This window comes from Pseudomonas sp. (genome assembly GCF_032058845.1).
Taxonomy (GTDB): domain Bacteria; phylum Pseudomonadota; class Gammaproteobacteria; order Pseudomonadales; family Pseudomonadaceae; genus Aquipseudomonas.
This window is the reverse complement of sequence record NZ_DAMCCR010000058.1, coordinates 1-21,967: the sequence shown is the minus strand read 5'-3', so window position 1 is coordinate 21,967 and position 21,967 is coordinate 1. Positions and strand designations below refer to the sequence as shown.

The following is a 21,967-nucleotide window of genomic DNA, read 5'->3' as shown; positions in this document are numbered from 1 at the left end:
ATCAGTGCAACGAAGGCTTGGGCTCAGGCGCAGCCGGCTTGGCCAGCTCGGTGAACAGCAGCAGTGGCGCCACGCGCAGGTACTCCATGACCTCCATGTAATCGCTCTCGCCGTCTTCGGACTCTTCCAGCGCTTCCTGCACCTGGGAGATCGCGACCAGGTCCTGCAGCACTTCCTTGGCGTCGGTGCTCAGGTCCAGGCCACCGGAATTCTGACCGAAGCCGGCGAGGAAACCCTGGCACCATTGGCCGAGTGCCACGGCGCGTTCCAGCAACGGCGCATCGTCGCTGGGCAGGAGCAGGACGATGGCGATGTCTTCGCCGGTCAGCTCCCCCTTGACCATTTCCTGCAGGCCAAGCAAGGCATTGCGCACGCCGTCTGCCGGTTCGGTTTCGAGCAGTTGGGCGGCGTCTGCCAGCCAGGCTTCGGCCTCGAAGCCGGCATTGGCGCAGCAGCGCCCCAGCAGCAGGCCGTGCAGCTCGGCCGGGGAAACGGGATGGCCGTTGCTCGAAAGCAGGCTGGCGAAGGCGGTATAAGGCGAATTGGTATTGGGCATGGGTAACTAGGCGCCAGACGGCGCGATGTCTAGAATGGAAGCCTTGTATCCTAGCACCGGCAGACGCGCCAAGACCATCGGCACGCCGGTCCGGCAGGCCACCAAAGGTGATCGTTGGGCGACTCAACCATGGAGTGAAGCGAGTGCAACCCACTCAAGAGAACGACCTGCAAGCGCTGATGAGCCGGTTCGAAGTACTGATCGAGCGGGTCGAGCAACTAAAACGGCGAAATGCACTCCTAATGGCGCAGGAAAAATCCTGGCGTGAGGAGCGCACCCACCTCATCGAAAAGAACGAGATCGCCAAGCGCAAGGTCGAATCGATGATCGTGCGCCTCAAGGCCCTGGAGCAAGACTCATGAGTTCACCCAACAGTGTCACCGTGCAGATCCTCGACAAGGATTACTCCATCATCTGCCCCCCCGAGGAGCGCAGCAACCTGGTGGGCGCGGCGCGTTACCTGGATGGCAAGATGCGCGAGATCCGCAGCAGCGGCAAAGTGATCGGCGCCGACCGTATCGCGGTCATGGCCGCACTGAACATCACCCACGAATTGCTGCATCGTCAGGAAACCCCGGATGCTGCGCCGGCAGGGGCAACGCGCGAGCAGGTACGCAATCTGCTCGATCGTGTCGATCAGGCTTTGTCCGACGACACGGGTACCAAAATCGACTGAGGTAGGTATACTGGCGCCACTCCCTGATGGATGCGCCAGTCGGTTATGTCCCTGAGCCGATACGCTTAACCACGGGGGTTGCACGTGAGGCAGGTGTGCATGTCCGCTCGACGGAAAGCCTTAACGCCTCCTGTGATCTCCACCTTGAACTTTCGGGTTCAAGGGCTACACCGATAGCGGTCTTGTCGGGGAGCCTGAATTCTGTCGCCCGCCTTCTCTGGCGGGCGTTTCGTCTGGGCCGCCCACGGCGGCCAGCACGCTCGAGACCGCCTGTGCCATGACCGACACCGCGCCGCTCACCCGTCCCCAGCTTCGTCGCCTGCTGCGTAACGCGCGCCGTGCGCTGACGCCTGCGCAACAGCGCGATGCCGCCCGCGGCCTGTATCGCCAGCTGGCCCAGCATCCGCTGTTCCGCCGCGCCCGGCACATCGCGCTGTACTTGCCCAATGACGGTGAAATCGATCCGAAGTGGCTGCTGCGCGAAGCCCAGCGCCGCGGCAAGCGCACCTATCTGCCCGTTCTGCATGCCTGGCCGCGCACGCACATGGTGTTTCAGCGCTTCGAGCAGGGCGAGCGCTTGCGTCCCAACCGCTTCGGCATTGCCGAGCCTGTGGTCAACCGCACACGCCAGCGCGCCATCTGGGCGCTGGACCTGATCCTGCTGCCGCTGGTGGGCTTCGATGAGTCGGGAGGTCGACTGGGGATGGGGGGTGGCTTCTATGACCGCAGCCTGGCCTACCAGTCGCGGCGCACAACCTGGAAAAAACCGCTGCTGTTGGGCCTGGCGCATGAATGCCAGAAGGTCGAGCGACTCAAGCAGGCCAGCTGGGATGTGCCGCTACTGGGTACGGTTTCTGACAGCGCGTGGTACCTGGCCGCGGATGAACAGGCCGGGAACCTGGCTCAACGGGGCGACTGAACTTGCACCACGGGGGTTTGATAGGCGGCATCGAGCTTGCGCTCGAGCAGGCTTTGCGCATAACCGGTCGTCACTACACCAAGGCCGAAGATAAAGACCAGGATCCAGAGCAGATCCAGTTTGCGTTTGTTCATCGATTGCCCCCCAGGCAAACAGAATTACCCTGTCGCGCCAGGCGTCGACGGGGCAGCTAGCTTTAAAATCGGGCGCATTTTCCGCTAACCCGGGCCGCCAGGCAAACACTGTTATCGACCGGCGGTCGGTTTCATGAAACAGTTTTATACCGTTATTGTCCGGAGCAGTTGCCATGGCCCATTGGCTGATGAAGTCCGAGCCCGAAGAGCTCTCGATCGAGGCGCTGAACCGATTGGGCCAGGCCCGTTGGGATGGCGTTCGCAACTATCAGGCGCGCAACTTCATGCGGGCCATGAGCATAGGCGACACCTTCTTCTTCTACCACTCGAGCTGCCCGGCGCCAGGTATCGCCGGCATTGCGCAGGTCACTGCCGCCGCCTACCCCGACCCAACGGCGCTCGACGCAGACAGCCCCTACCACGACAGCAAGGCCAGCCCGGAGAAAAATCCCTGGAGCGCCGTGGATGTTGCCCACGTACGGACGTTTCGCAGCGTGTTGAGCCTGGGGCTGCTGAAACAGCAAGGCGCGCTGGCGGAGCTGGCGCTGGTGCAAAAGGGCAGCCGCCTGTCAGTCATGCCCGTGAGCGATGAGCAGTGGGCGGCCATCATGGCGCTGGCGACCTGATCGCACCCACGCGCTGCGAGTGATTACTGAACGATCAGGTTGTTGAACAGCAGGTCTTCGACCACCGGCTTGCCCTCTTCGGCCTCAAGCACCTGCTGGACCTGTTTCAAGGCCTCTTGGCGCAGGCGCTCCTTGGACTCGACGTTGCTCATGCTGTCGACGGTCTGTTGCGTGAACAGCGCCACCAGCTGATTGCGAATCAGCGGCTCGTGCAGCTTCACGGCTGCGGCCGCCTCGGCACCGGTGACGCGCAAGGCCACGTCGGCCTTGTAAACGTGCAGCTTGGGGCTGCCGTCGAGGGCATAGTTACCCACGAACGGTGGCGTCAGGCTGTAGTACGACACCTTGGCCTCACCTTCCTTGGCTTCTTCTTCGGCCACCGCTGCCAGGGGCAGGGTCAGGGCCAGCACCATCAAGATCCACGCTTTCACGACTCAGCTCCTCAACAAAGATTGCGGGCAGCTTACCAGCCCCTTGGGCAAACCCAAGCCTGGCTGATGCAACGCCCGTCAGGCGCCGCCACGATCACCGAACCCGCAGGCGCCCTCTCCGGGATATCGGCCAGGCATGCAAAAGAAAGAGTGCGCGCAGATGCATGCACTGCGAAACCCTGGCTGCTCGAGCACGCCGGCGTCGAGGCGGTAGTATCTGCCGCTGCAGCCGCAGGCGGCAGGGATCACCCCTGACGCAGGCTGTGGCAGCGCTTGAAGCGCGCCTCCAGGTTGCGGTCTGGCATCTGATAGGTGCGCAGCGCCTGCAGGGTCTGCTCGACGTAATCGCGGGTAGTGCCGAAGCGGCCTTTGGCGCAGGCGAGGATTTCACCCAACAGCGTGTCAGGCAGGTTGCCGGCGTAACACGGCAGATGCCGCTCCAGCACGAAACCCAGCGCCTGCACCTTGCTACCGTCGTGCAGACGGCAGTTGAGCCAGTGGGGCCGATAGGCCGGGTACGGCATCTCGCGCCGCCAGAGCGCCATCAGCGAATCCTGCAGGTTGCCATCGTCCAGGCGGTAAGCGAAGCCACTGCATGAACCACCCCGGTCCAGACCAAACACCAGACCCGGGGTCTGCGGCGTGCCGCGATGCTCGTGAGACCACAAATAAAGGCCCCGATGATAGCCATGCACCCGCGCCCGCTGGCGCTCCAGCGCAGTGCATTCGGGCCGCCAGATCAGCGAGCCATAGGCGAACAGCCAGACCGGCCCGCCGGTATGCCGCGAGAGGGTACTGCGCATGGAATGGTGCAACTGCTCTTCGGTCAGTTGCTGGCCGAAATCGAGCCGCGGTGGGTAAGCCACTGTCCAACGATCGGGTTCACTTGCCAACATGATGCGCCGCCATTGCTTCTCATAAACCACAGAAGCTTGTAACTCTAACTCAGTGATGCGGCAGCGGATTCACCGTACGGCAGAAAACGGGAACTTTCATGCGCGCACGCCTCGGGTGTGAGGCGTGCGCGTGGTGATCAGGGGCGAGGGGCGTAGGCGAAGACGTCGGCGCGCATCTGATGCGCGTCCATCCCCGCCTCGACCAGCGCATCGAGAGTGGCATAGACCATGGCTGGGGAGCCGCTGGCATAGACGTGCACGTCTGCCAGTTCGGCAATGTCTTCGCAAACGGCGGTGTGCAGCAGCCCGCAGCGCCCTTCCCAGCCACACGCGTCGCTGACCACCTTGTGCAGAAACAGGTTGGGCCGTTGTGCCCACTCGTCCCAATGCTCGATCTCGTAGAAATCGTCGGGCCGGCGTACGCCCCAGTACAGGTGCACCGGGTAGTTGAAGTCCTGCGCCCGGCAGTGTTCGAGCAGGCTGTGCATCTGCGCCATGCCGGTTCCGGCGGCGATCAGCACCAGCGGCCCCTCAGGCAGCTCGGCCAGGTGCGCGTCGCCAAAGGGCATCTCGATGCGTGCCATGCGGTCACGCTGCAACTGTTCGATCAGCAGCCGTGCGCCCGCTTCGCGCGCCAATATGTGCAACTCCAGGTCGCGCCCGCCATGGGGCGCCGAGGCCAGCGAAAATGCCGCCTTGCTCGCCCCTTCACGTTCGATCATCAGGTACTGGCCAGCGTGGTAGCGCACCCCCTTGCCCGCCGGTGCACGCAGGCGCACACGCCACACGTCGCCGCCGACCTCGACACACTCGGTAAGGGTGCAGGCCAGCGTGCGCACGGGCAGCTCACCCAGCGCCAGCACGCCGTCCCACAGCAGCACGCAGTCTTCGAGCGGTTGCGCGATGCAGGTGAACAGCTCGCCGTGATCACGGACCTCGCCGTCCTGGCGCACCCGCCCCTCGACCAGCAACGCCCCACACACATGGCAATTGCCATTGCGGCAGCTGCTCGGGCAGTCATAGCCCAGGCGCCGCGCTGCATCCAGAATCCGTTCCCCGGGCTCGAGCGAAAGCACCGCCCCGGAAGGCTGCAAGGTCACCTGCATCACTCTATTCCCAACTGATCCCACAGCTCATCGATACGTCGGGTGACGGCCTCGTCCTTGACGATGGCCCGCCCCCATTCACGCGTGGTTTCGCCCGGCCACTTGTGCGTGGCATCCAGGCCCATTTTCGATCCCAACCCCGAGACCGGCGACGCGAAGTCGAGGTAGTCGATCGGGGTATTGTCGATCAGCACCGTATCACGCTTGGGGTCCATGCGCGTGGTGATGGCCCAGATGACATCATTCCAGTCACGGGCGTTGATGTCGTCGTCGGTGACGATAACGAACTTGGTGTACATGAACTGTCGCAGGAACGACCAGACACCCAACATCACGCGCTTGGCATGCCCCGGGTACTGCTTCTTGATGGTCACCACCGCCATGCGGTAAGAGCAACCTTCAGGCGGAAGATAGAAATCGACGATCTCCGGGAACTGCTTCTGCAGGATCGGCACGAACACTTCGTTCAGCGCCACCCCGAGAATCGCCGGCTCATCCGGCGGCCGCCCGGTGTAGGTGCTGTGGTAGATGGGTTTGATCCGGTGGGTGATGCGCTGCACCGTGAACACCGGAAACTTGTCGACTTCGTTGTAGTAGCCGGTGTGATCGCCGTAGGGCCCTTCATCGGCCATTTCGCCCGGATGAATCACCCCTTCCAGGACGATCTCGGCAGTGGCCGGCACCTGCAGGTCGTTGCCGCGACACTTCACCAACTCGGTGCGGTTGCCACGCAGCAGGCCGGCGAAGGCGTATTCGGACAGGCTGTCGGGAACCGGCGTGACCGCACCCAGGATGGTCGCAGGGTCGGCGCCAAGGGCCACGGCCACGGGGAAAGGCTGGCCCGGGTGCTTGTCGCACCAGTCACGGTAATCCAGGGCGCCGCCGCGATGGCTCAGCCAGCGCATGATGACCTTGTTGCGGCCGATCACCTGCTGACGGTAGATCCCCAGGTTCTGACGCTCCTTGTTCGGCCCCTTGGTGACCGTCAGGCCCCAGGTGATCAGCGGCGCTACGTCGCCCGGCCAGCAATGCTGCACGGGCAGGCTGGCAAGGTCGACGTCGTCACCTTCCACGACGATCTCCTGGCAAGGCGCGTCCTTGACCACCTTGGGCGCCATGGCAATGATCTTCTTGAAGATCGGCAGCTTGGACCACGCATCGCGCAGCCCCTTGGGCGGCTCGGGCTCCTTGAGAAACGCCAGCAGCTTGCCGATCTCGCGCAGCTCACTCACCGATTCGGCGCCCATGCCCATGGCGACCCGCTCGGGCGTGCCGAACAGGTTGCCCAGCACCGGGATATCGAAGCCGGTGGGCTTTTCGAAGAGCAACGCCGGGCCTTTTGCGCGCAGGGTGCGGTCGCACACTTCGGTCATTTCAAGCACCGGCGAGATGGGCACCTGAATGCGTTTCAACTCTCCGCGCTGCTCAAGCTGCTGCACGAAATCCCGAAGATCCTTGAATTTCATCGACCATGCCAGTTAGAAAATAGGCGTACATCCTACCCGCTCTGACGGGCAAACAGCAGCCCGCCAGCGCGTGACATCACCTAGGGGTGGCTCGTGCCCAGCAACACGGGCGCAAACAGCGGGCTGAGCCGTGCGCCGCCCGCATCGGAGAGGTGATCTTCGTCCTTGTACTGCAGCGCTCCTTGCACCGCTATGTTGCAGACGCCATCGGTGCACATCAGCGGTGCCGGATCAATGACGTGCACACCCGGATCGGCTTCGCTCAGGGAGGCGAACACGCTGGCGATGAACCGTTGCCGCGTCAGGTGCTCCTGCAGCGGGCGCCCCAAGCCATCGGCCGAACGCCCGACCCGCGCCAGGCTGGTCAGACGATTGATGACGCCCTTGCCTTGCAGCGGCACTTCCTTGAACAGCCAGACCTCGACCCCGGCCTCTCGCAATGCCGCCACCCGTGCCTGGATGGCGGCGGCCATGCGCTGCTCAGCCTGGGCGGTGTCGTCGCGGGCGCTGAGCAAGAGCTTTCTGTCGCCGTCCTCGCGCCCGTAGACGTACAGGCTCCAGTTGGACGCCAGCACGACGTCGCGGATGCCGAGGCTGAGTATCCTGTCCATGGCCTGCTGATTGAAATCCTTGCAATGCGCACGCAGCTCATCGCTCAGAATCGGTGGGCAGCCGCCCATGCTGAACAGCCACACAGACCGCCCTTCATCGCGGACATTGCGCTCGATGGCCGGCATCAGGGCCGCGGCATGGCTGTCACCCCAAAACACCTGGGTCGGCGGCTTGGCGTGTTCTGCGCCGATCAGGCAAGCCTCGTCTATCGAGCTGCTGGGCATCACGGTCATGCAGTTCATTTGCCCGGCTCGCCATTCACGGGCCTGCGCGTACTCCAGCGCCTTGCCGCTCAGCCGACCCGGCACGCCATCGGCGGAGCGAATCGCCGAACCGAGCGTCACCAGCACGACGATGACCGCCAAGCCGCCTGCCAATATGGCCGTACGCCCTGCCAGCAGACGTTTTTCTCGAAACGGCAATTCGACATACCGCAGGCTCAGCCAGGCCATGGTCAGTGCCAGGCCCATCCAGCCCACTGCCTCGAGCGGCTGGATGCCGTCGATGGAAAGGGTATTGGCATACACGTAGACCGGCCAGTGCCACAGATACAGCGAATAGGAGAGCAGCCCAACCCAGACCAGCGGCTTGAGGCTCAGCAGCCGCGCCGCCGGGCCTGGGCCCTGCGCACCGGACCAGATCAGTGCGGTGGTGCCCAGCACCGGCAGCAGGGCCGCCCAACCGGGAAACAGCGTAGACCGATCGAACGTGAACACAGCCAGAAGCACCGCCAGCATGCCGCTGAGCCCGACCGCCTGGTAGACCCAGGGGCGCACGGCCCGCCTGGGCGCAGGCAGAACAGCGAGCATGGCCCCGCACAGCAGCTCCCAGGCGCGAGTGGGCAGCGAAAAGAAGGTGAATGCCGGCTTGTGCTCGACGCAGGCAAGGTTGAGGCCGAATGAAACCAGCAACACGCCCAGCAGCAGCCAGCGCCAGTGCCGGAAAAAGCGGACCATCACCACCATGATCAGCGGAAACAGGATGTAGTACTGCTCTTCGACCGCCAGTGACCACGTGTGCAGCAAGGGCTTGAGATCCGAGGCTGGCTCGAAGTAGCCGTGCTCGCGCATGAACAGGAGGTTGGAGACGAACAGCGACTGGTACCGCACGGTGCGACCCAGCTCGGAGAAGTCCTTTGCGGTCAGCAACAGCCAACCCAGCGCCAGCGTCGCCAGAATGACCACGCTCAGGGCTGGAATGATGCGACGCGCGCGACGTGCCCAGAAGTCGACGAAACTGAAGCGCCCTGCGCTGATGTCGCGCAGCAGAATCGAGGTGATCAGAAACCCCGAGATGACGAAGAACACGTCCACCCCGACGAAACCGCCGCTGAATGCATCGAATCCAAAATGAAACAGTACGACGGGGATGACCGCCAGCGCCCGTAATCCGTCGATATCACGGCGTTTGCCAAACGTGTGCATGAAAAAAACCTTACCTGGTGTACAGCGTTCCCTGAGGGCGCAACGTGATCAGCCGCGCAAACATCGATCCGGATGCAAACACTAATAGACAAAAAAAACGCCCTTACGGGCGCTTTTTTCAGACAGCGGATGTTACTTGCGCTTCATCGACAGGAAGAACTCGTCGTTGGTCTTGGTCTGCTTGAGCTTGTCGATCAGGAACTCGATGGCGGCGATTTCATCCATCGGGTGCAGCAGCTTGCGCAGGATCCACATGCGCTGCAGTTCGTCGTCGGCGGTCAGCAACTCTTCACGGCGGGTGCCGGAACGGTTGATGTTGATGGCCGGGAACACACGTTTCTCGGCGATACGACGGTCCAGGGGCAGTTCCATGTTGCCGGTACCCTTGAACTCTTCGTAGATCACTTCATCCATCTTCGAGCCGGTTTCGACCAGCGCGGTGGCGATGATGGTCAGCGAGCCACCTTCTTCGATGTTGCGCGCCGCGCCGAAGAAACGCTTCGGCTTCTCCAGGGCATGGGCGTCGACACCGCCGGTGAGCACCTTGCCGGAGCTTGGAATCACGGTGTTGTAGGCACGCGCCAGACGGGTGATGGAGTCGAGCAGAATGACCACGTCCTTCTTGTGCTCGACCAGGCGCTTGGCCTTCTCGATGACCATTTCGGCAACCTGCACGTGGCGGGTTGGCGGCTCATCGAAGGTGGAAGCGACCACTTCGCCGCGCACGGTGCGCTGCATCTCGGTCACTTCTTCCGGGCGCTCGTCGATCAGCAGAACGATCAGATGGCACTCAGGGTTGTTGCGCGAGATGTTGGCCGCAATGTTCTGCAGCATGATGGTCTTGCCGGCCTTGGGCGGGGCGACGATCAGGCCACGCTGGCCTTTGCCGATCGGGGCGCAGAGGTCGATCACGCGGCCGGTCAGGTCTTCGGTGGAACCGTTGCCCGCTTCCATTTTCAAGCGCTTGTTCGCGAACAGAGGGGTCAGGTTCTCGAACAGAATCTTGTTCTTGGCATTTTCCGGGCGGTCGAAGTTGATGGTATCGACCTTCAGAAGTGCGAAGTAACGCTCACCTTCCTTCGGCGGGCGAATCTTGCCAACGATGGTGTCACCGGTGCGCAAGTTGAAGCGGCGAATCTGGCTGGGCGAGACGTAGATGTCGTCAGGGCCGGCCAGGTAGGACGCGTCTGCCGAACGCAGGAAACCGAATCCATCCTGGAGAATCTCCAGCACGCCGTCACCCGAGATCTCTTCGCCGCTTTTCGCGTGTTTTTTCAACAGGGCGAAAATCACGTCCTGTTTGCGCGAACGGGCCATGTTTTCGATGCCCATCTGCTCGACCATTTCCAGCAGATCGGTAATCGGCTTTTGCTTGAGTTCTGTCAGATTCATAAAGGGAGTGACGTAATCATGTAAGAAGGGGGGGAATTAAGCTTCTGGCTTAATGAAGCCGCGCCGCAAGATTGGCGACAGGATCGCGTACTGATTCGAATTGGGAGTGCGTCGGCGACGGCGTGCAGGGGGCACTGGAGAAGCAGTGCGAGGCCGAATGTAACACTTGCTTTTTTCGGCGTCTAGGGGACTTAAAAAGAAAAGCCCCGGGATTCCGGGGCCTTTTGCTGCATCACAGATTCGCGTCGAGGAAGGCCTGGAGCTGCGATTTGGACAGTGCGCCGACCTTGGTCGCTTCGACGTTGCCGCCCTTGAACAGCATCAGGGTCGGAATGCCGCGTACGCCGTGCTTGACGGGCGTGTCCTGGTTTTCATCGATGTTCAGCTTGGCGATGACCAGCTTGCCATCGTAGGTGGCGGCGATGTCGTCCAGCACGGGCGCGATCATCTTGCATGGGCCGCACCATTCAGCCCAGTAGTCGACCAGCACTGGCAATTCGGACTTCAGGACTTCGGCCTCGAACGTGGCATCGGTGACGTGTTTGATAAGATCGCTGCTCATGGATATCTCCAGGTCATAAGGCAAAATCGTGGGCCATCATAGCTGGCCCCACGTTTTACAGGAAGCGACGGCCGATTGACTGTCACTATGATTGGGCAAGAGCCGACGAATCGAATCAGTCACAGGAGTGTCACAGCCCTGACCTATTGTCCGTTCGACCCCCTGCCCATGGGCGCATCCACCGCCCGGCAGCTAAGGTGATGAACGGCCCCACGGCCCTTTGGCCGTTGTCCTGCATCAAGCCCCGGTGTCTCGCGCGTTGGCGACGGCCAACGATCGTGTCACGATTGCCGGGTTATCGACCGAGAATTTCCTGATCATGCCGCATACAAACGCGAAGAGCCTGTCGTTGATCGCCGCCATCGACCTGGGCTCCAACAGTTTTCACATGGTAGTGGCCAAGGCTCATCACACCGAAATCCGTATTCTCGAGCGCCTGGGCGAAAAAGTGCAGCTCGCCGCCGGCATCAGTGAAGATCGCCTGCTCAGTGAAGAAGCCATGGACCGCGGCCTGGAGTGCCTCAAGCGCTTCGCCCAGCTGATCCAGGGCATGCCCACGGGCTCGGTGCGCATCGTCGGCACCAACGCCCTGCGCGAAGCCCGCAATCGCGCCGTGTTCATCCAGCGCGCCGAGGCCATTCTCGGCCACCCGGTGGAGGTGATTTCCGGGCGCGAAGAGGCCCGCCTCATCTACCTGGGCGTCTCGCACACCCTCGCCGACACCCCCGGCAAGCGCCTGGTCGCCGACATCGGCGGTGGCAGCACCGAGTTCATCATTGGCCAGCGTTTCGAGCCGTTGCTGCGTGAAAGCCTGCAGATGGGCTGCGTGAGCTTCACCCAGCGCTATTTCCGCGACGGCAAGATCACCCCGGCACGTTACGCGCAGGCCTACACCGCCGCACGCCTCGAGCTGATGAGCATCGAAAATGCCCTGCATCGCCTGACCTGGGATCAAGCCATCGGCTCGTCCGGGACCATCCGCGCCATCGGCACCGCGATCAAGGCCGGTGGTCTGGGCAATGGTGAGGTGAATGCCGAAGGCCTGGCCTGGCTCAAGCGCAAGCTGTTCAAGATGGGCGACACCGACAAGATCGACTTCGACGGGGTCAAGCCCGACCGCCGCGCGATCTTCCCCGCCGGCCTGGCGATTCTCGAAGCCATCTTCGACGCCTTGGAGCTGGCGCGCATGGAGCACTGCGACGGTGCCCTGCGCGAAGGCGTGCTGTTCGATCTGCTGGGCCGCCATCACCATGAAGACGTGCGCGAACGCACCCTCAATTCATTGATGGAGCGCTACCACGTGGACCAGGGCCAGGCGGCGCGGGTCGAGCGCAAGGCCTTGCATGCGTTCGATCAGGTCGCGGCGGCATGGCAGCTCGAAGAGGGCAACTGGCGGGACCTGCTCGGCTGGGCGGCCAAGGTGCATGAAGTGGGCCTGGACATCGCCCACTACCACTACCACAAGCACGGCGCGTACCTGATCGAGCACTCCGACCTCGCCGGTTTCTCCCGCGAAGATCAGCAGATGATGGCGCTGCTGGTACGCGGCCATCGCCGCAACATCCCCAAGGATCGCTTTGCCGACTTCGCCGACGAAAGCGTACAGCTGATCCGCCTGTGCGTGCTGCTGCGCTTCGCCATCCTCTTCCATCACATCCGCGGCACACAGAAGATGCCGACCGTAACGCTGCAGGCCGGTGCCAACAGCCTCGACGTGATCTTCCCGGAGGGTTGGCTGGAACAGCACCCACTGACCCAGGCCGACTTTGCCAATGAGGCAGAGTGGCTGACCCGGGTCGGCTTCGTCCTCAGCGTACGTTGAGGACCGGGTTGCTCAGGCGCTCCAGCAGAGTCGCCTGGGCATTGCGCGAGTTCTGGTTGCCGGTAGGCGTGCTGCGCACGTAGCGGCCATCTGGCTGCAGAATCCACGCATGGGTGTTGTCGGTGAGATAGCTTTCCAGCTCTTTCTTGACCCGCAGCAGCAGTTTCTTGCCCTCCACCGGGAAGCAGGTCTCGACACGCTTGTCGAGGTTGCGCTCCATCCAGTCGGCGCTGGACAGATAAATCTGCTCTTCCCCGCCATTGAGGAAGTAGAACACCCGCGTGTGCTCCAGGAAGCGTCCGATGATCGAGCGCACCTGAATGTTGTGCGACACCCCGGCGATGCCAGGGCGCAGGCAGCACATGCCGCGCACCACCAGATCGATCCGCACCCCTGACTGGCTGGCCTTGTACAGCGCCTTGATGATCTTGGCGTCGGTCAGCGAGTTGAATTTGGCAATGATGTGCGCGGGTTTACCGTCCAGGGCGAACTGGGTCTCCCGGGCAATCATGTCCAGCATGCCTTTCTTCAGGGTGAACGGCGCGTGCAGCAGCTTCTTCATGCGCAGCGTCTTGCCCATGCCGATCAGTTGGCTGAACAGCCGGCCCACGTCTTCGGTCAGCGCGGCGTCGGAGGTCAGCATGCTGTAGTCGGTGTACAGACGGGCGTTGCCTGCGTGGTAGTTGCCCGTACCCAGGTGGGCGTATCGAACGATGTCACCCTGCTCACGGCGCAGGATCAGCATCATCTTGGCGTGGGTCTTGAAGCCGACCACGCCGTAGATCACCACCGCACCGGCGGCCTGCAGGCGGCTGGCCATCTGCAGGTTGGACTCCTCATCGAACCGGGCGCGCAATTCGATCACCGCAGTGACCTCCTTGCCGTTACGCGCGGCATCGACGAGCGCGTCGACGATTTCCGAGTTGGCGCCGCTGCGGTACAGGGTCTGGCGCACTGCCAGCACGTGCGGGTCTTTCGCCGCCTGGCGCAGCAGGTCGACCACCGGGGTGAAGGATTCGAAGGGGTGCATCAGCAGCACGTCCTGCTTGCTGATCACACTGAAGATGTTATCGGCGTTCTGCAGGATCTTCGGAATCGCCGGGGTGAACGGGGTGTATTGCAGCTCCGGGTGGCTGTCCAGGCCGGTGATGCTGAACAGACGGGTCAGGTTGACCGGGCCATTGACCTGATACAGCTCGCTCTCGCTCAGGCTGAATTGCTTGAGCAGGTAATCGGACAACTGTTTCGGGCAGGTGTCGGCCACCTCGAGGCGCACGGCATCACCGTAGCGGCGTGAGAACAGCTCGCCGCGCAGGGCGCGGGCCAGGTCTTCGACGTCTTCGGAGTCCAGCGCCAGGTCAGCGTTTCGGGTCAGGCGAAACTGATAGCAGCCTTTTACCTTCATGCCCTGGAACAGGTCATCGGCGTGGGCGTGGATCATTGACGAGAGGAACACATGGTTGGCGCCCGGCCCACCCACCTCTTCCGGCACGCGGATCACCCGCGGCAGCAAACGCGGCGCCGGAATGATGGCCAGGCCAGAATCGCGGCCAAAGGCATCGACCCCTTCCAGCTCGACGATGAAGTTCAGGCTCTTGTTCACCAGCAGCGGGAACGGGTGCGTCGGGTCGAGGCCGATGGGCGTGATGATCGGCGCGATTTCGTCGCGGAAATAGCGGCGCACCCACGCCTTGAGCTTGGGTGTCCAGTAGCGACGGCGAATGAAGCGGATCTGGTGCTTTTCCATCTCTGGCAGCAGCACATCGTTGAGGATCGCGTACTGACGGTCCACTTCGATATGCACCAGCTCGCTGATCCGCGCCAGGGCCTGGTGCGGCTGCAGGCCGTCGGCGCCGGCCAGCTCACGGGCAAAGGTGATCTGCTTCTTCAGGCCGGCCACGCGAATCTCGAAGAACTCATCGAGGTTGCTGGAGAAGATCAGCAGGAACTTCAGACGCTCCAGCAGCGGATAGCTCTCGTCCAGCGCCTGCTCCAGCACGCGGATGTTGAACTGCAGCTGCGAGAGCTCGCGATGAATGTACAGGCTGCTGTCGTCCAGGCTGGGCACGCTGATGGCCGGGGCTGGCACCGCGGGCGCGGTGTCAGCCACAGGCTCGGGCGGCACCGCCAGGTCTGGCGGGGTCTGTACCAGTTCTTCGATCACTGCCTCTGCTCCCTTGAGATCAGCAGCGCTCAGCACTTCATTATTCATCTGTTGTTCCTGTGAGAACGGCCCGCGTGCCGGTACCGGTGAGGCTTACTGCCCTCTGAGCATTTGAGCGGCACGCACGGCGAAGTAGGTGAGGATGCCATCGGCACCCGCCCGTTTGAAAGCAGTCAACGACTCGAGAATCACCGCCTCACTGAGCCAGCCATTCTGGATGGCGGCCATGTGCATGGCGTACTCGCCGCTGACCTGGTACACGAAGGTCGGAACCTTGAACTCGGTTTTGACCCGATGAACGATGTCCAGGTACGGCATGCCCGGCTTGACCATGACCATGTCGGCACCTTCGGCCAGGTCCGTGGCCACCTCGTGCAGGGCCTCATCGCTGTTGGCCGGGTCCATCTGGTACGAGGCCTTGTTGGCCTTGCCCAGGTTCAGCGCCGAGCCCACCGCGTCGCGGAACGGGCCGTAGTAGGCGCTGGCGTACTTGGCCGAGTAGGCCATGATGCGCACGTTGACGTAACCGGCCACTTCCAGCGCTTCACGGATCGCGCCCAGGCGGCCATCCATCATGTCCGACGGCGCCACCACCTGCGCACCGGCTTGGGCATGGGACAACGCCTGACGCACCAGTGCGTCAACGGTGATGTCGTTCTGCACGTAGCCGTCTTCGTCGAGGATGCCGTCCTGGCCATGGGTGGTGAACGGGTCGAGGGCGACGTCGGTGATCACACCCAGCTCCGGGAAGCGTTCACGCAGGGCGCGGGTGGCGCGCTGGGCGATGCCATCGGGGTTCCAGGCTTCGGCGCCATCGAGGGTCTTCTTCTCGACGGGCGTCACCGGGAACAGCGCCAGCGCCGGGATACCCAGCGCCACCCAGCCTTCAGCCGCTTCCAGCAGCAGATCGATGGACAGACGCTCCACGCCCGGCATGGACGGGATGCTTTCACGGCGATTTTCACCCTCCAGGACAAACACCGGGAGAATCAGGTCATCGACGGTCAGGACATTTTCGCGCACCAGGCGCCGGGAGAATTCGTCCCGGCGATTGCGGCGCAGACGGGTGGCAGGAAACATACGGTTGGCGGGGGTAAAGCTCACGGCAGACTCCTGAGCCCGCGCAGGCGGGCGAGCGCGACAGTTATAAGCGCCCATTATGACCCCTGTGTGACAGGGAAGAGCAACCCTGCGACCTGAGGACGCAGGCGCTGGCACTGTAGGAATTGTTCACGTCGAGACACATTTGGACACTTTCCCCCACGCGCACTAAGGGGTAGGCTGCGCGTTCATTTCGCCAGCACCCCTACACCATGCTTCAACAATTCCTGCACGATTTTGGCTACTTTGCCCTATTTCTCGGCACGTTTTTTGAAGGCGAGACCATCCTGGTGCTTGCGGGATTCCTTGCGTTCCGCGGTTACATGGACATCTCGCTGGTGGTCGTGGTGGCCTTCTTCGGCAGCTATGCCGGGGACCAGCTCTGGTACTTCATGGGCCGTCGCCACGGCCGCGCCATCCTTGCGCGCAAACCGCGCTGGCAAGCCATGGGCGACAAGGCGCTGGACCACATCCGTCGCCACCCCGATATCTGGGTGCTGAGCTTCCGCTTCGTCTACGGCCTGCGCACGGTCATGCCCGTGGCCATTGGCCTGTCGGGCTACCCGCCACGCCGCTACCTGCTGCTCAACGGCATCGGCGCGGCGGTGTGGGCGCTGGCCCTGGGCGCGGCCGCGTACCATTTCGGCGCCATCCTCGAAGGCCTGCTGGGCAACGTGAAGCGCTATGAGCTGTGGGTGCTTGGCACGCTGCTGGTGCTTGGCCTGGGCCTGTGGCTGCGTCGCTACTTCCGCAACCAGCGGGCCGAACGCGCCGAACGCGCCGCCGCTGCGCAGGCCTTGGCCACGGCGCAAGACACCCGCCCCAAGCGCCCTGATCCAGACGCCGAACATGAGCAGCGCTGACTGAACACCCCTCCCCGTTTGCGTTCCAAGTGTCATACCCGTCAGCGCACGGTCCTGGAGATACAACATGACAAAAAAAGTTGCGGTGATTCTGTCCGGCTGCGGTGTCTATGACGGCGCTGAAATCCACGAAAGCGTGATCACCCTGCTGCGTCTCGACCAGCGCGGCGCGCAGGTACAGTGCTTCGCGCCGGATGTGGCGCAGATGCATGTGATCAACCACGTAACGGGCGAAGAAATGCCGGAGACGCGCAACGTGCTGGTGGAATCGGCGCGCATTGCCCGTGGTGAAGTGAAAGATGTACGCGAGGCCAGGGTCGAAGACTTCGACGCCTTGATCGTACCCGGCGGTTTTGGCGCGGCGAAGAACCTGTCGGACTTCGCCGTCAAAGGCATCGACTGCACGCTCAACCCCGACGTGCTGCGCCTGGCCGAGGCCTTTGCTGCCGCCAGCAAACCGGTCGGCCTGATCTGCATCTCCCCTGCCCTGGCCGCAAAGATCTACGGCCCTGGCGTGGTCTGCACCATCGGCAATGACCCAGACACCAGCGAAGCGGTGGTGAAGATGGGCGGCACCCACGAAGAATGCGATGTGCACGACATCGTCGAGGATGTGCAGCGCAAACTGGTGACCACCCCTGCCTACATGGTGGCCACCAACATCAGCGATGCCGCCAGCGGCATCTACAAGCTGGTCGACCGGGTGCTGGAAATCACCCACGAAGGGGATCAGTAACCGCCCACTTCAGGCTTTCGTCAGACGCGTCAGGATGCGGTCCAGCGCGTTGGCGAAGGCCTGTTTGTCTTTCTCGCCATACGCCGCCTGCCCGCCCCCGACCTGCCCCAGTTCACGCAATTCGGTGAACAGATTACGCGCTGCCAGCCGGTCACCCATGTTGCGTTCATCGAACTCCCGGCCCCGCGGGTCGAGCGCTGCCACGCCTTTCTTCACCAGGCGATCAGCCAGCGGTACGTCGCTGCAGATGGCCAGTTCGCCGGGTAACGCGTGCTCCACGAGGTAATCATCGGCAGCGTCCATGCCGCTGGGCACCACGATCAGTTGCACGATGGCGAAAGCAGGTTTGGCCACGGCCTGGCCAGCCACCATGACCACCTGCAACTTGCGCTTGAGGGCGAATTTCACCACCAGGTCGCGGGCGGGGCGTGGGCAGGCGTCGGCGTCGATCCAGATGCGCATGGGTGGTCTTCTTTGCGGGGCGAATGAGGTGGGCATTATGGCGGGTTACAGCGCGATCGCGCTGCAATGCTCGCCCGAATGAACACGACGGCTGGAGCGCGTAGCCGCTTAGTCCTCGGCAGACACAACAGGCGTCAGCTTCTGCGCAGCGTGCATCAGCAGTGCCGTAGCAATCAGCGTGGAATCCATTACTGAATCCAGAGCCCTGGCTGCTTTGCCTGGCCGCCTGCGACGGTATGCCTCAGTCGTTTCGCAGATGTCTTTGAGGAGGGTGTCGGCGCAGGCCAAGGCTTGCTGGACGCTGAAGTGGGCAGGAAACGTGGCGGGCATAGACGGTGGATGAGGGGTGACTTCGTTCATTAAGCAACTCCATAAGAGTGATGGAGCGATCAACTTCAGCTGGATCAGCCCGCCTGACGAATCGAGCTGGGACGGTTTACGCTAAAAATGCTCCAGCTTTGACCGTTAGCCGGAGCAAGATGAAAGGCAGTTGAATTCAACATAGGCCGCTCTAAGGCGAAATCGCGAATCGAACCGCCTCAAGGCCGCAAGAAGTCCCGCGCTGGCATGTAGTTTTTAAGGCACTCAAGGGCGTGCTGCTCACTCCGGCCATTTCCAAACGCCATATTCAGGACGGTGTCAAATTTCTTGGAATTTATGGTTGTTTCTTTGCCATATCCGACCTTCGAGGTAATGTGGCTATGGCCATAAATGCCGATAGCCTTTACCAGCTGTGACTCTAAACATTCCACTCGTTGGTACAAGATTGCCTTGGCGAGCTGGCAGTCAGATTTATAGATAGCACTGAGAAAATTCTTGTCCCCAGTGGTCAGCGTGAAATTCGCATTTTGCGAATGGAGGTTCTCAGCATGGAGTGTCAACTGGAGTTCCCCGTCATGAACTTCATCAAGAAGCATCAGTTGCTCGAGCAAATCTATATTTTCTTCCGCTGCACCCAGTTTTTGGCAGGATTCCACCATATGACATAGTCGGTTGAATGCCGCTGGGTTACCCAACCGCTTATCCAGACATTTAACCGGATTGTTTAGGTAAAGGGAGAAGGGGGCTTCGTCGAGCACATAGCAGTCAGCAAAACTGCACTCGAGAACAGTCAACGCTTCATCGACAAGATCGCATTGGGCGAGTGCCACCAAGACATCATTGTCAGCGAGCACGATCATTTATGCGATAAGATTCCGAAGCATATGCTCGCTGTCAGGATCTAGTCCGTCGGCTAAATTGCCAAGCGCACGCTCACGCACTATAGCTTGATCAGTGCTTTCACCAGAAATGACCTTTACTGCGCTTACACATAGAGGGAAAAGCTTCGGCGCGTAGTGAGCAACATTCAACACAGCGTGTGTTGGATCAATCTGACGCTCTTTTCCGAATTGTACGGCGGTGTCAGCCAATGGCCGCGCCTGTATAAGCCGAGGTAGCGTAAGCCGAGTGTCCGCATTCCCGGTCAGCAATTCGATAGCAAATCGATCTGCTTCAATCTCTTGGAAGTTCCGCCCTTCCTCGCACTCATCATTTTTGATTTCATCGTCGACAATTGCACCGTTCTCGGACAGATGCCCCAGAGCGATGTGACCGAGCTCATGAGCGAGATGAAACAGCAGGAAACCCTGCTTGCGTACGTTCGACAGCACGATGGAGGGTCTACCTTTGATCGACATGGCAATACCGTCCATCTTTTTGCGCCCTAGCAGAGGCGAAGCCAGATGAAGAACAGGAATGCCAGTAGCCCAGCACAAATCTAGGATCTGCTCCAAACCTACCCAAAGAGCGCCGCCAGTAAGAATTCGCGCACGAATCTCAGCAGCGCTCGCCGGGAGCTGAGAATACCCGCTATCCATTGCATTCAGTGCGATTCGGGAAGCACTCTTTGCCAATGCGACTGCTACAGCGACATCGTCTTCAGAGGTCTTCGCGGAGAGCTTGAATCGCTTTTGGTCAGGTAAATCGAACGCGACACGAGGAGGGTTCTCACTAAATGCTCGAATCTGAAGACTCAATGCTCTAGCAAGATAAATCTTGGCTCGTTGGGCAGCTCCAGGAGACGCCTCCACCTCAGCCGACCACCACTCAGGCATCAGGCCGGCCAGATTTCTTCTGGACAGACCGTGGCTGTGAAGGGCGGAATAAATGCTCTGAATGTCAGTCATGATCAGCCCTCCTTGGGTAGACATACGGTTGAAATGATGGAGTTTGGACGCGCCAACCGGCTCGGGAGGTCACCAACATGATCAAAATCATAGCATTCTCCCTTGTATTCCCATAGATCCTGCATCGATGGGCTTGAGAACCGCTGCGCTGACTCGAGTTGAGTTTGGAGGGTCATGGATAAGCGTCAGAACAGGGTTACGATGAGCACAACTGCTGAGCAGAGGAGCGCAACAAAGAAGGAAGCCGGTGACGGCTTTCGTGCGCAACGCCCGATGCGCGGAGCGTCGGGCGCCTTTGTAGGTGCAGAAGTCGTGCTTAAAGCCTCTGCGAAGCGTGCATCAGTAGCGCTGCGGCAATCAGAGAGGAATCCATTACCGAATCGATGACCTTGGCCGAAGGGCCAGGGTGTTGCAGACGGTAAGCCTCGGCATTTTCGTAGATGTCTTTGAGCAGGGTGTCAGCGCAGGCCAAGGCTTCTCGGGCGCTGAGGTGGGGAGGGAAAGACACGGGGGAAGACGGCGGGTCGGGGACGATCTTTTTCATTGCACAGCTCCCAATTTAGTAAAGGAACTGCCATCCACACCTTTCTCACGAGACAAGGGTGGCAGCCGTACGCGGGGTGAGAAACCGGTAAATAGGGAAACCCGGCCAGACCGAAGTCTGCCCGCGCACGGCTGCCATGACATCACTGCCGAACTATTTACAGCAGGGTTCTCACACCCTGATCGCCTTGAGGGCGAGCGAGGGACGTTAGCCGTGGAGTGGACCCTTAGCAATTAGGAAATCGCGACAGTGGTCGTAGGATAATTCCTAACTGTCGCTTTGAAGAGGCTTTTTCAATGGATAATTGGCACAGACTCAAGCAGCGGTACTCACTGAAATGATCGTAAGCTTTTGATTTGAAAGAGAGCTTCAGGGGTGCAGATCTGTAGGAGCGACTTCAGTCGCGATGGGCGGCGCAGCCGCCCCAACTCAAGCACCGCATACTGCCCGACAAATTGCGGTTGTAGCCATTGGGGCTGCTTCGCAGCCCATCGCGGCTAAAGCCGCTCCCACAGAGGTGTCTCTCACAGAGGTGTCTCTCACAGGGGTGTCTTCCACAGGGGGTCTGGACCAGCTCTCTACGCGACAGCGCGGCGCCTTGCGGCGGGCGGACTCCAACAGGACCACGACCACCTCCACTCATGCCAATACCTGATGATGCTCCTCTACCAGTACCCGCTGATGCTCCTCTAGAGGAACACAGGTAACGCGCTTCCCGATGCGCGCTTCACTGCCCATTCCCCTTCCACCCCCCACCCAACGCCAAAAACACCCCCACCTGCCCTATCGCCACCTGCGCATTCGCGGCCGCCAACTGCGCGCGCATTTCGGTGTACGTGCGGGTTGCCTGCAGATCCGCAAGGAACGAAGCGCGCCCGGCTTGGTAGAACCGATGCGTCTGATCCGCCGCGTCCTTGGCCGATTGCTCGGCATCCATCAGCGCCTCACGCCGCTCCAGCAATGCGCTGTACTGCGCCAGCCGGGTCTGGGTTTCACGCACGGCGTTGAGCACCACACCATCGAAATGCGCGAGCGCACCTTGCGTCGAGGCTTCGGCCTCGCGTATGCGTGCACGTGTGCCGTTGGTAGGAATACTCCAGCTCACCTGCGGACCGAAGCCCCAGCGGTTGGTGGCGGGTTTGCCGAGGTTCTCGACCAGGCCGATGGTGCCGATCTGCGCGCCGAAGCTGATGTCCGGGTACAGCGCGCCGGTGGCCACGCCGATGCTGGCGGTGGCGGCGGCGAGCTGGCGTTCGGCCTGGCGTACGTCAGGGCGGCGTTTGAGCAGGGCGGCACCGTCGCCGACC

At 61.6% G+C, this 21,967-nt stretch carries 24 protein-coding genes and 1 other RNA gene; 8 read left to right on the top strand and 17 right to left on the bottom strand.

From position 1 onward, the window contains the following. Nucleotide 1 precedes the first annotated feature (1 nt). Nucleotides 2–556 carry a YecA family protein gene (locus RT028_RS12595; RefSeq protein WP_312935275.1) on the bottom strand — a complete coding sequence of 185 codons (555 nt, stop codon included), beginning with the start codon at nucleotides 554–556 and terminating at the stop codon, nucleotides 2–4. A 179-nt stretch (nucleotides 557–735) separates the two neighbouring features. Here RT028_RS12595 and RT028_RS12590 point away from each other — a divergent pair, with 179 nt between their 5' ends. The 4 genes from RT028_RS12590 (at nucleotide 736) to RT028_RS12575 (ending at nucleotide 2,151) form a co-directional block, all read left to right on the top strand. Then, nucleotides 736–918 carry a TIGR02449 family protein gene (locus tag RT028_RS12590; RefSeq protein ID WP_312935287.1) on the top strand — a complete coding sequence of 61 codons (183 nt, stop codon included), beginning with the start codon at nucleotides 736–738 and terminating at the stop codon, nucleotides 916–918. After that, nucleotides 915–1,232 (top strand): cell division protein ZapA, encoded by a 318-nt coding sequence (locus tag RT028_RS12585; protein ID WP_312935274.1) that lies wholly within the window; start codon nucleotides 915–917, stop codon nucleotides 1,230–1,232. The genes RT028_RS12590 and RT028_RS12585 overlap by 4 nt, the downstream gene beginning before the upstream one ends. A 17-nt stretch (nucleotides 1,233–1,249) precedes the next feature. After that, a non-coding RNA gene (gene ssrS / locus RT028_RS12580) (6S RNA) lies at nucleotides 1,250–1,428 on the top strand. A gap of 81 nt (nucleotides 1,429–1,509) precedes the next feature. Further along, the gene (locus RT028_RS12575; RefSeq protein ID WP_312935272.1) at nucleotides 1,510–2,151 is read left to right on the top strand and encodes a 5-formyltetrahydrofolate cyclo-ligase; all 642 of its coding nucleotides are present in this window, start codon (nucleotides 1,510–1,512) and stop codon (nucleotides 2,149–2,151) included. Here the strand turns inward: RT028_RS12575 and RT028_RS12570 are convergent. Beyond that, entirely contained in the window at nucleotides 2,136–2,285 is a 150-nt protein-coding gene (locus RT028_RS12570) for a hypothetical protein (protein ID WP_312935270.1), read from the bottom strand. The two genes, RT028_RS12575 and RT028_RS12570, sit on opposite strands and share 16 nt — an antisense overlap. Before the next feature lie 173 nt (nucleotides 2,286–2,458). Here RT028_RS12570 and RT028_RS12565 point away from each other — a divergent pair, with 173 nt between their 5' ends. After that, nucleotides 2,459–2,911: an EVE domain-containing protein gene (locus tag RT028_RS12565; RefSeq protein ID WP_312935269.1), complete on the top strand. Its 453-nt coding sequence runs from the start codon at nucleotides 2,459–2,461 to the stop codon at nucleotides 2,909–2,911. Between the two features lie 23 nt (nucleotides 2,912–2,934). On the opposite strand, the gene RT028_RS12560 is transcribed toward RT028_RS12565, so the two are convergent. The 7 genes from RT028_RS12560 to trxA form a co-directional block, all read right to left on the bottom strand. After that, nucleotides 2,935–3,342: a flagellar basal body-associated protein FliL gene (locus tag RT028_RS12560; RefSeq protein ID WP_312935268.1), complete on the bottom strand. Its 408-nt coding sequence runs from the start codon at nucleotides 3,340–3,342 to the stop codon at nucleotides 2,935–2,937. A 245-nt stretch (nucleotides 3,343–3,587) separates the two neighbouring features. Next, nucleotides 3,588–4,238 (bottom strand): gamma-glutamylcyclotransferase, encoded by a 651-nt coding sequence (locus RT028_RS12555; protein WP_312935266.1) that lies wholly within the window; start codon nucleotides 4,236–4,238, stop codon nucleotides 3,588–3,590. A 137-nt stretch (nucleotides 4,239–4,375) separates the two neighbouring features. Continuing rightward, entirely contained in the window at nucleotides 4,376–5,344 is a 969-nt protein-coding gene (locus RT028_RS12550) for a CDP-6-deoxy-delta-3,4-glucoseen reductase (RefSeq protein ID WP_312935265.1), read from the bottom strand. Continuing rightward, a complete protein-coding gene (ubiD, locus tag RT028_RS12545; protein WP_312935264.1) occupies nucleotides 5,344–6,810 on the bottom strand; it encodes a 4-hydroxy-3-polyprenylbenzoate decarboxylase in 1,467 nt (488 codons plus the stop codon). Before ubiD ends, RT028_RS12550 begins: the two co-directional genes overlap by 1 nt. Nucleotides 6,811–6,890: 80 nt before the next feature. Then, nucleotides 6,891–8,846 carry an acyltransferase family protein gene (locus tag RT028_RS12540; protein ID WP_312935263.1) on the bottom strand — a complete coding sequence of 652 codons (1,956 nt, stop codon included), beginning with the start codon at nucleotides 8,844–8,846 and terminating at the stop codon, nucleotides 6,891–6,893. 132 nt (nucleotides 8,847–8,978) lie between these two features. After that, complete coding sequence (rho, locus tag RT028_RS12535) at nucleotides 8,979–10,238, bottom strand: transcription termination factor Rho (protein WP_312935261.1); 1,260 nt, start codon at nucleotides 10,236–10,238, stop codon at nucleotides 8,979–8,981. A 232-nt stretch (nucleotides 10,239–10,470) separates the two neighbouring features. Next, on the bottom strand, nucleotides 10,471–10,800 hold the full coding sequence (gene trxA / locus RT028_RS12530) for a thioredoxin TrxA (RefSeq protein WP_312935259.1): 330 nt from the start codon (nucleotides 10,798–10,800) through the stop codon (nucleotides 10,471–10,473). A gap of 319 nt (nucleotides 10,801–11,119) precedes the next feature. Between trxA and ppx the strand changes: the two genes are divergently transcribed. After that, a complete protein-coding gene (gene ppx / locus RT028_RS12525; protein WP_312935258.1) occupies nucleotides 11,120–12,622 on the top strand; it encodes an exopolyphosphatase in 1,503 nt (500 codons plus the stop codon). Here the strand turns inward: ppx and ppk1 are convergent. Together ppk1 and hemB are read right to left on the bottom strand one after the other, a co-directional pair. Continuing rightward, nucleotides 12,609–14,834, bottom strand: a complete 2,226-nt coding sequence (gene ppk1, locus RT028_RS12520; protein ID WP_312935257.1) for a polyphosphate kinase 1 — start codon at nucleotides 14,832–14,834, stop codon at nucleotides 12,609–12,611. The genes ppx and ppk1 overlap by 14 nt on opposite strands. A gap of 45 nt (nucleotides 14,835–14,879) precedes the next feature. Further along, on the bottom strand, nucleotides 14,880–15,890 hold the full coding sequence (gene hemB, locus RT028_RS12515) for a porphobilinogen synthase (RefSeq protein ID WP_312935255.1): 1,011 nt from the start codon (nucleotides 15,888–15,890) through the stop codon (nucleotides 14,880–14,882). A gap of 209 nt (nucleotides 15,891–16,099) precedes the next feature. Here hemB and RT028_RS12510 point away from each other — a divergent pair, with 209 nt between their 5' ends. Further along, a complete protein-coding gene (locus tag RT028_RS12510; RefSeq protein ID WP_312935253.1) occupies nucleotides 16,100–16,750 on the top strand; it encodes a DedA family protein in 651 nt (216 codons plus the stop codon). Nucleotides 16,751–16,817: 67 nt separating this feature from the next. Next, entirely contained in the window at nucleotides 16,818–17,486 is a 669-nt protein-coding gene (gene elbB / locus RT028_RS12505; protein WP_312935251.1) for an isoprenoid biosynthesis glyoxalase ElbB, read from the top strand. Nucleotides 17,487–17,495: 9 nt separating this feature from the next. Here elbB and RT028_RS12500 read toward each other — a convergent pair whose 3' ends face one another. The 6 genes from RT028_RS12500 to RT028_RS12475 all read right to left on the bottom strand — a co-directional run. Further along, nucleotides 17,496–17,948, bottom strand: a complete 453-nt coding sequence (locus tag RT028_RS12500) for a YaiI/YqxD family protein (RefSeq protein ID WP_312935250.1) — start codon at nucleotides 17,946–17,948, stop codon at nucleotides 17,496–17,498. A gap of 108 nt (nucleotides 17,949–18,056) precedes the next feature. Further along, nucleotides 18,057–18,308 carry a hypothetical protein gene (locus RT028_RS12495; RefSeq protein WP_312935249.1) on the bottom strand — a complete coding sequence of 84 codons (252 nt, stop codon included), beginning with the start codon at nucleotides 18,306–18,308 and terminating at the stop codon, nucleotides 18,057–18,059. A gap of 179 nt (nucleotides 18,309–18,487) precedes the next feature. Then, complete coding sequence (locus RT028_RS12490) at nucleotides 18,488–19,129, bottom strand: hypothetical protein (RefSeq protein WP_312935248.1); 642 nt, start codon at nucleotides 19,127–19,129, stop codon at nucleotides 18,488–18,490. Further along, entirely contained in the window at nucleotides 19,130–20,116 is a 987-nt protein-coding gene (locus RT028_RS12485) for an ImmA/IrrE family metallo-endopeptidase (RefSeq protein WP_312935247.1), read from the bottom strand. Nucleotides 20,117–20,432: 316 nt separating this feature from the next. After that, the gene (locus RT028_RS12480) at nucleotides 20,433–20,660 is read right to left on the bottom strand and encodes a hypothetical protein (RefSeq protein WP_312935246.1); all 228 of its coding nucleotides are present in this window, start codon (nucleotides 20,658–20,660) and stop codon (nucleotides 20,433–20,435) included. Between the two features lie 727 nt (nucleotides 20,661–21,387). Continuing rightward, nucleotides 21,388–21,967, bottom strand: a 580-nt coding sequence (locus RT028_RS12475) for a TolC family protein (RefSeq protein ID WP_312935244.1), incomplete at its 5' end; no start/stop codon positions are given.

What these genes read in the sequence shown, in the direction of transcription:
- RT028_RS12595 (WP_312935275.1), bottom strand. Translation starts at nt 556, where the DNA reads ATGCCCAATACCAATTCGCCTTATACCGCCTTCGCCAGCCTGCTTTCG.
- RT028_RS12590 (WP_312935287.1), top strand. Translation starts at nt 736, where the DNA reads ATGAGCCGGTTCGAAGTACTGATCGAGCGGGTCGAGCAACTAAAACGG.
- RT028_RS12585 (WP_312935274.1), top strand. Translation starts at nt 915, where the DNA reads ATGAGTTCACCCAACAGTGTCACCGTGCAGATCCTCGACAAGGATTAC.
- RT028_RS12575 (WP_312935272.1), top strand. Translation starts at nt 1,510, where the DNA reads ATGACCGACACCGCGCCGCTCACCCGTCCCCAGCTTCGTCGCCTGCTG.
- RT028_RS12570 (WP_312935270.1), bottom strand. Translation starts at nt 2,285, where the DNA reads ATGAACAAACGCAAACTGGATCTGCTCTGGATCCTGGTCTTTATCTTC.
- RT028_RS12565 (WP_312935269.1), top strand. Translation starts at nt 2,459, where the DNA reads ATGGCCCATTGGCTGATGAAGTCCGAGCCCGAAGAGCTCTCGATCGAG.
- RT028_RS12555 (WP_312935266.1), bottom strand. Translation starts at nt 4,238, where the DNA reads ATGTTGGCAAGTGAACCCGATCGTTGGACAGTGGCTTACCCACCGCGG.
- RT028_RS12550 (WP_312935265.1), bottom strand. Translation starts at nt 5,344, where the DNA reads ATGCAGGTGACCTTGCAGCCTTCCGGGGCGGTGCTTTCGCTCGAGCCC.
- ubiD (WP_312935264.1), bottom strand. Translation starts at nt 6,810, where the DNA reads ATGAAATTCAAGGATCTTCGGGATTTCGTGCAGCAGCTTGAGCAGCGC.
- RT028_RS12540 (WP_312935263.1), bottom strand. Translation starts at nt 8,846, where the DNA reads ATGCACACGTTTGGCAAACGCCGTGATATCGACGGATTACGGGCGCTG.
- rho (WP_312935261.1), bottom strand. Translation starts at nt 10,238, where the DNA reads ATGAATCTGACAGAACTCAAGCAAAAGCCGATTACCGATCTGCTGGAA.
- trxA (WP_312935259.1), bottom strand. Translation starts at nt 10,800, where the DNA reads ATGAGCAGCGATCTTATCAAACACGTCACCGATGCCACGTTCGAGGCC.
- ppx (WP_312935258.1), top strand. Translation starts at nt 11,120, where the DNA reads ATGCCGCATACAAACGCGAAGAGCCTGTCGTTGATCGCCGCCATCGAC.
- ppk1 (WP_312935257.1), bottom strand. Translation starts at nt 14,834, where the DNA reads ATGAATAATGAAGTGCTGAGCGCTGCTGATCTCAAGGGAGCAGAGGCA.
- RT028_RS12510 (WP_312935253.1), top strand. Translation starts at nt 16,100, where the DNA reads ATGCTTCAACAATTCCTGCACGATTTTGGCTACTTTGCCCTATTTCTC.
- elbB (WP_312935251.1), top strand. Translation starts at nt 16,818, where the DNA reads ATGACAAAAAAAGTTGCGGTGATTCTGTCCGGCTGCGGTGTCTATGAC.
- RT028_RS12500 (WP_312935250.1), bottom strand. Translation starts at nt 17,948, where the DNA reads ATGCGCATCTGGATCGACGCCGACGCCTGCCCACGCCCCGCCCGCGAC.
- RT028_RS12495 (WP_312935249.1), bottom strand. Translation starts at nt 18,308, where the DNA reads ATGAACGAAGTCACCCCTCATCCACCGTCTATGCCCGCCACGTTTCCT.
- RT028_RS12490 (WP_312935248.1), bottom strand. Translation starts at nt 19,129, where the DNA reads ATGATCGTGCTCGCTGACAATGATGTCTTGGTGGCACTCGCCCAATGC.
- RT028_RS12485 (WP_312935247.1), bottom strand. Translation starts at nt 20,116, where the DNA reads ATGACTGACATTCAGAGCATTTATTCCGCCCTTCACAGCCACGGTCTG.
- RT028_RS12480 (WP_312935246.1), bottom strand. Translation starts at nt 20,660, where the DNA reads ATGAAAAAGATCGTCCCCGACCCGCCGTCTTCCCCCGTGTCTTTCCCT.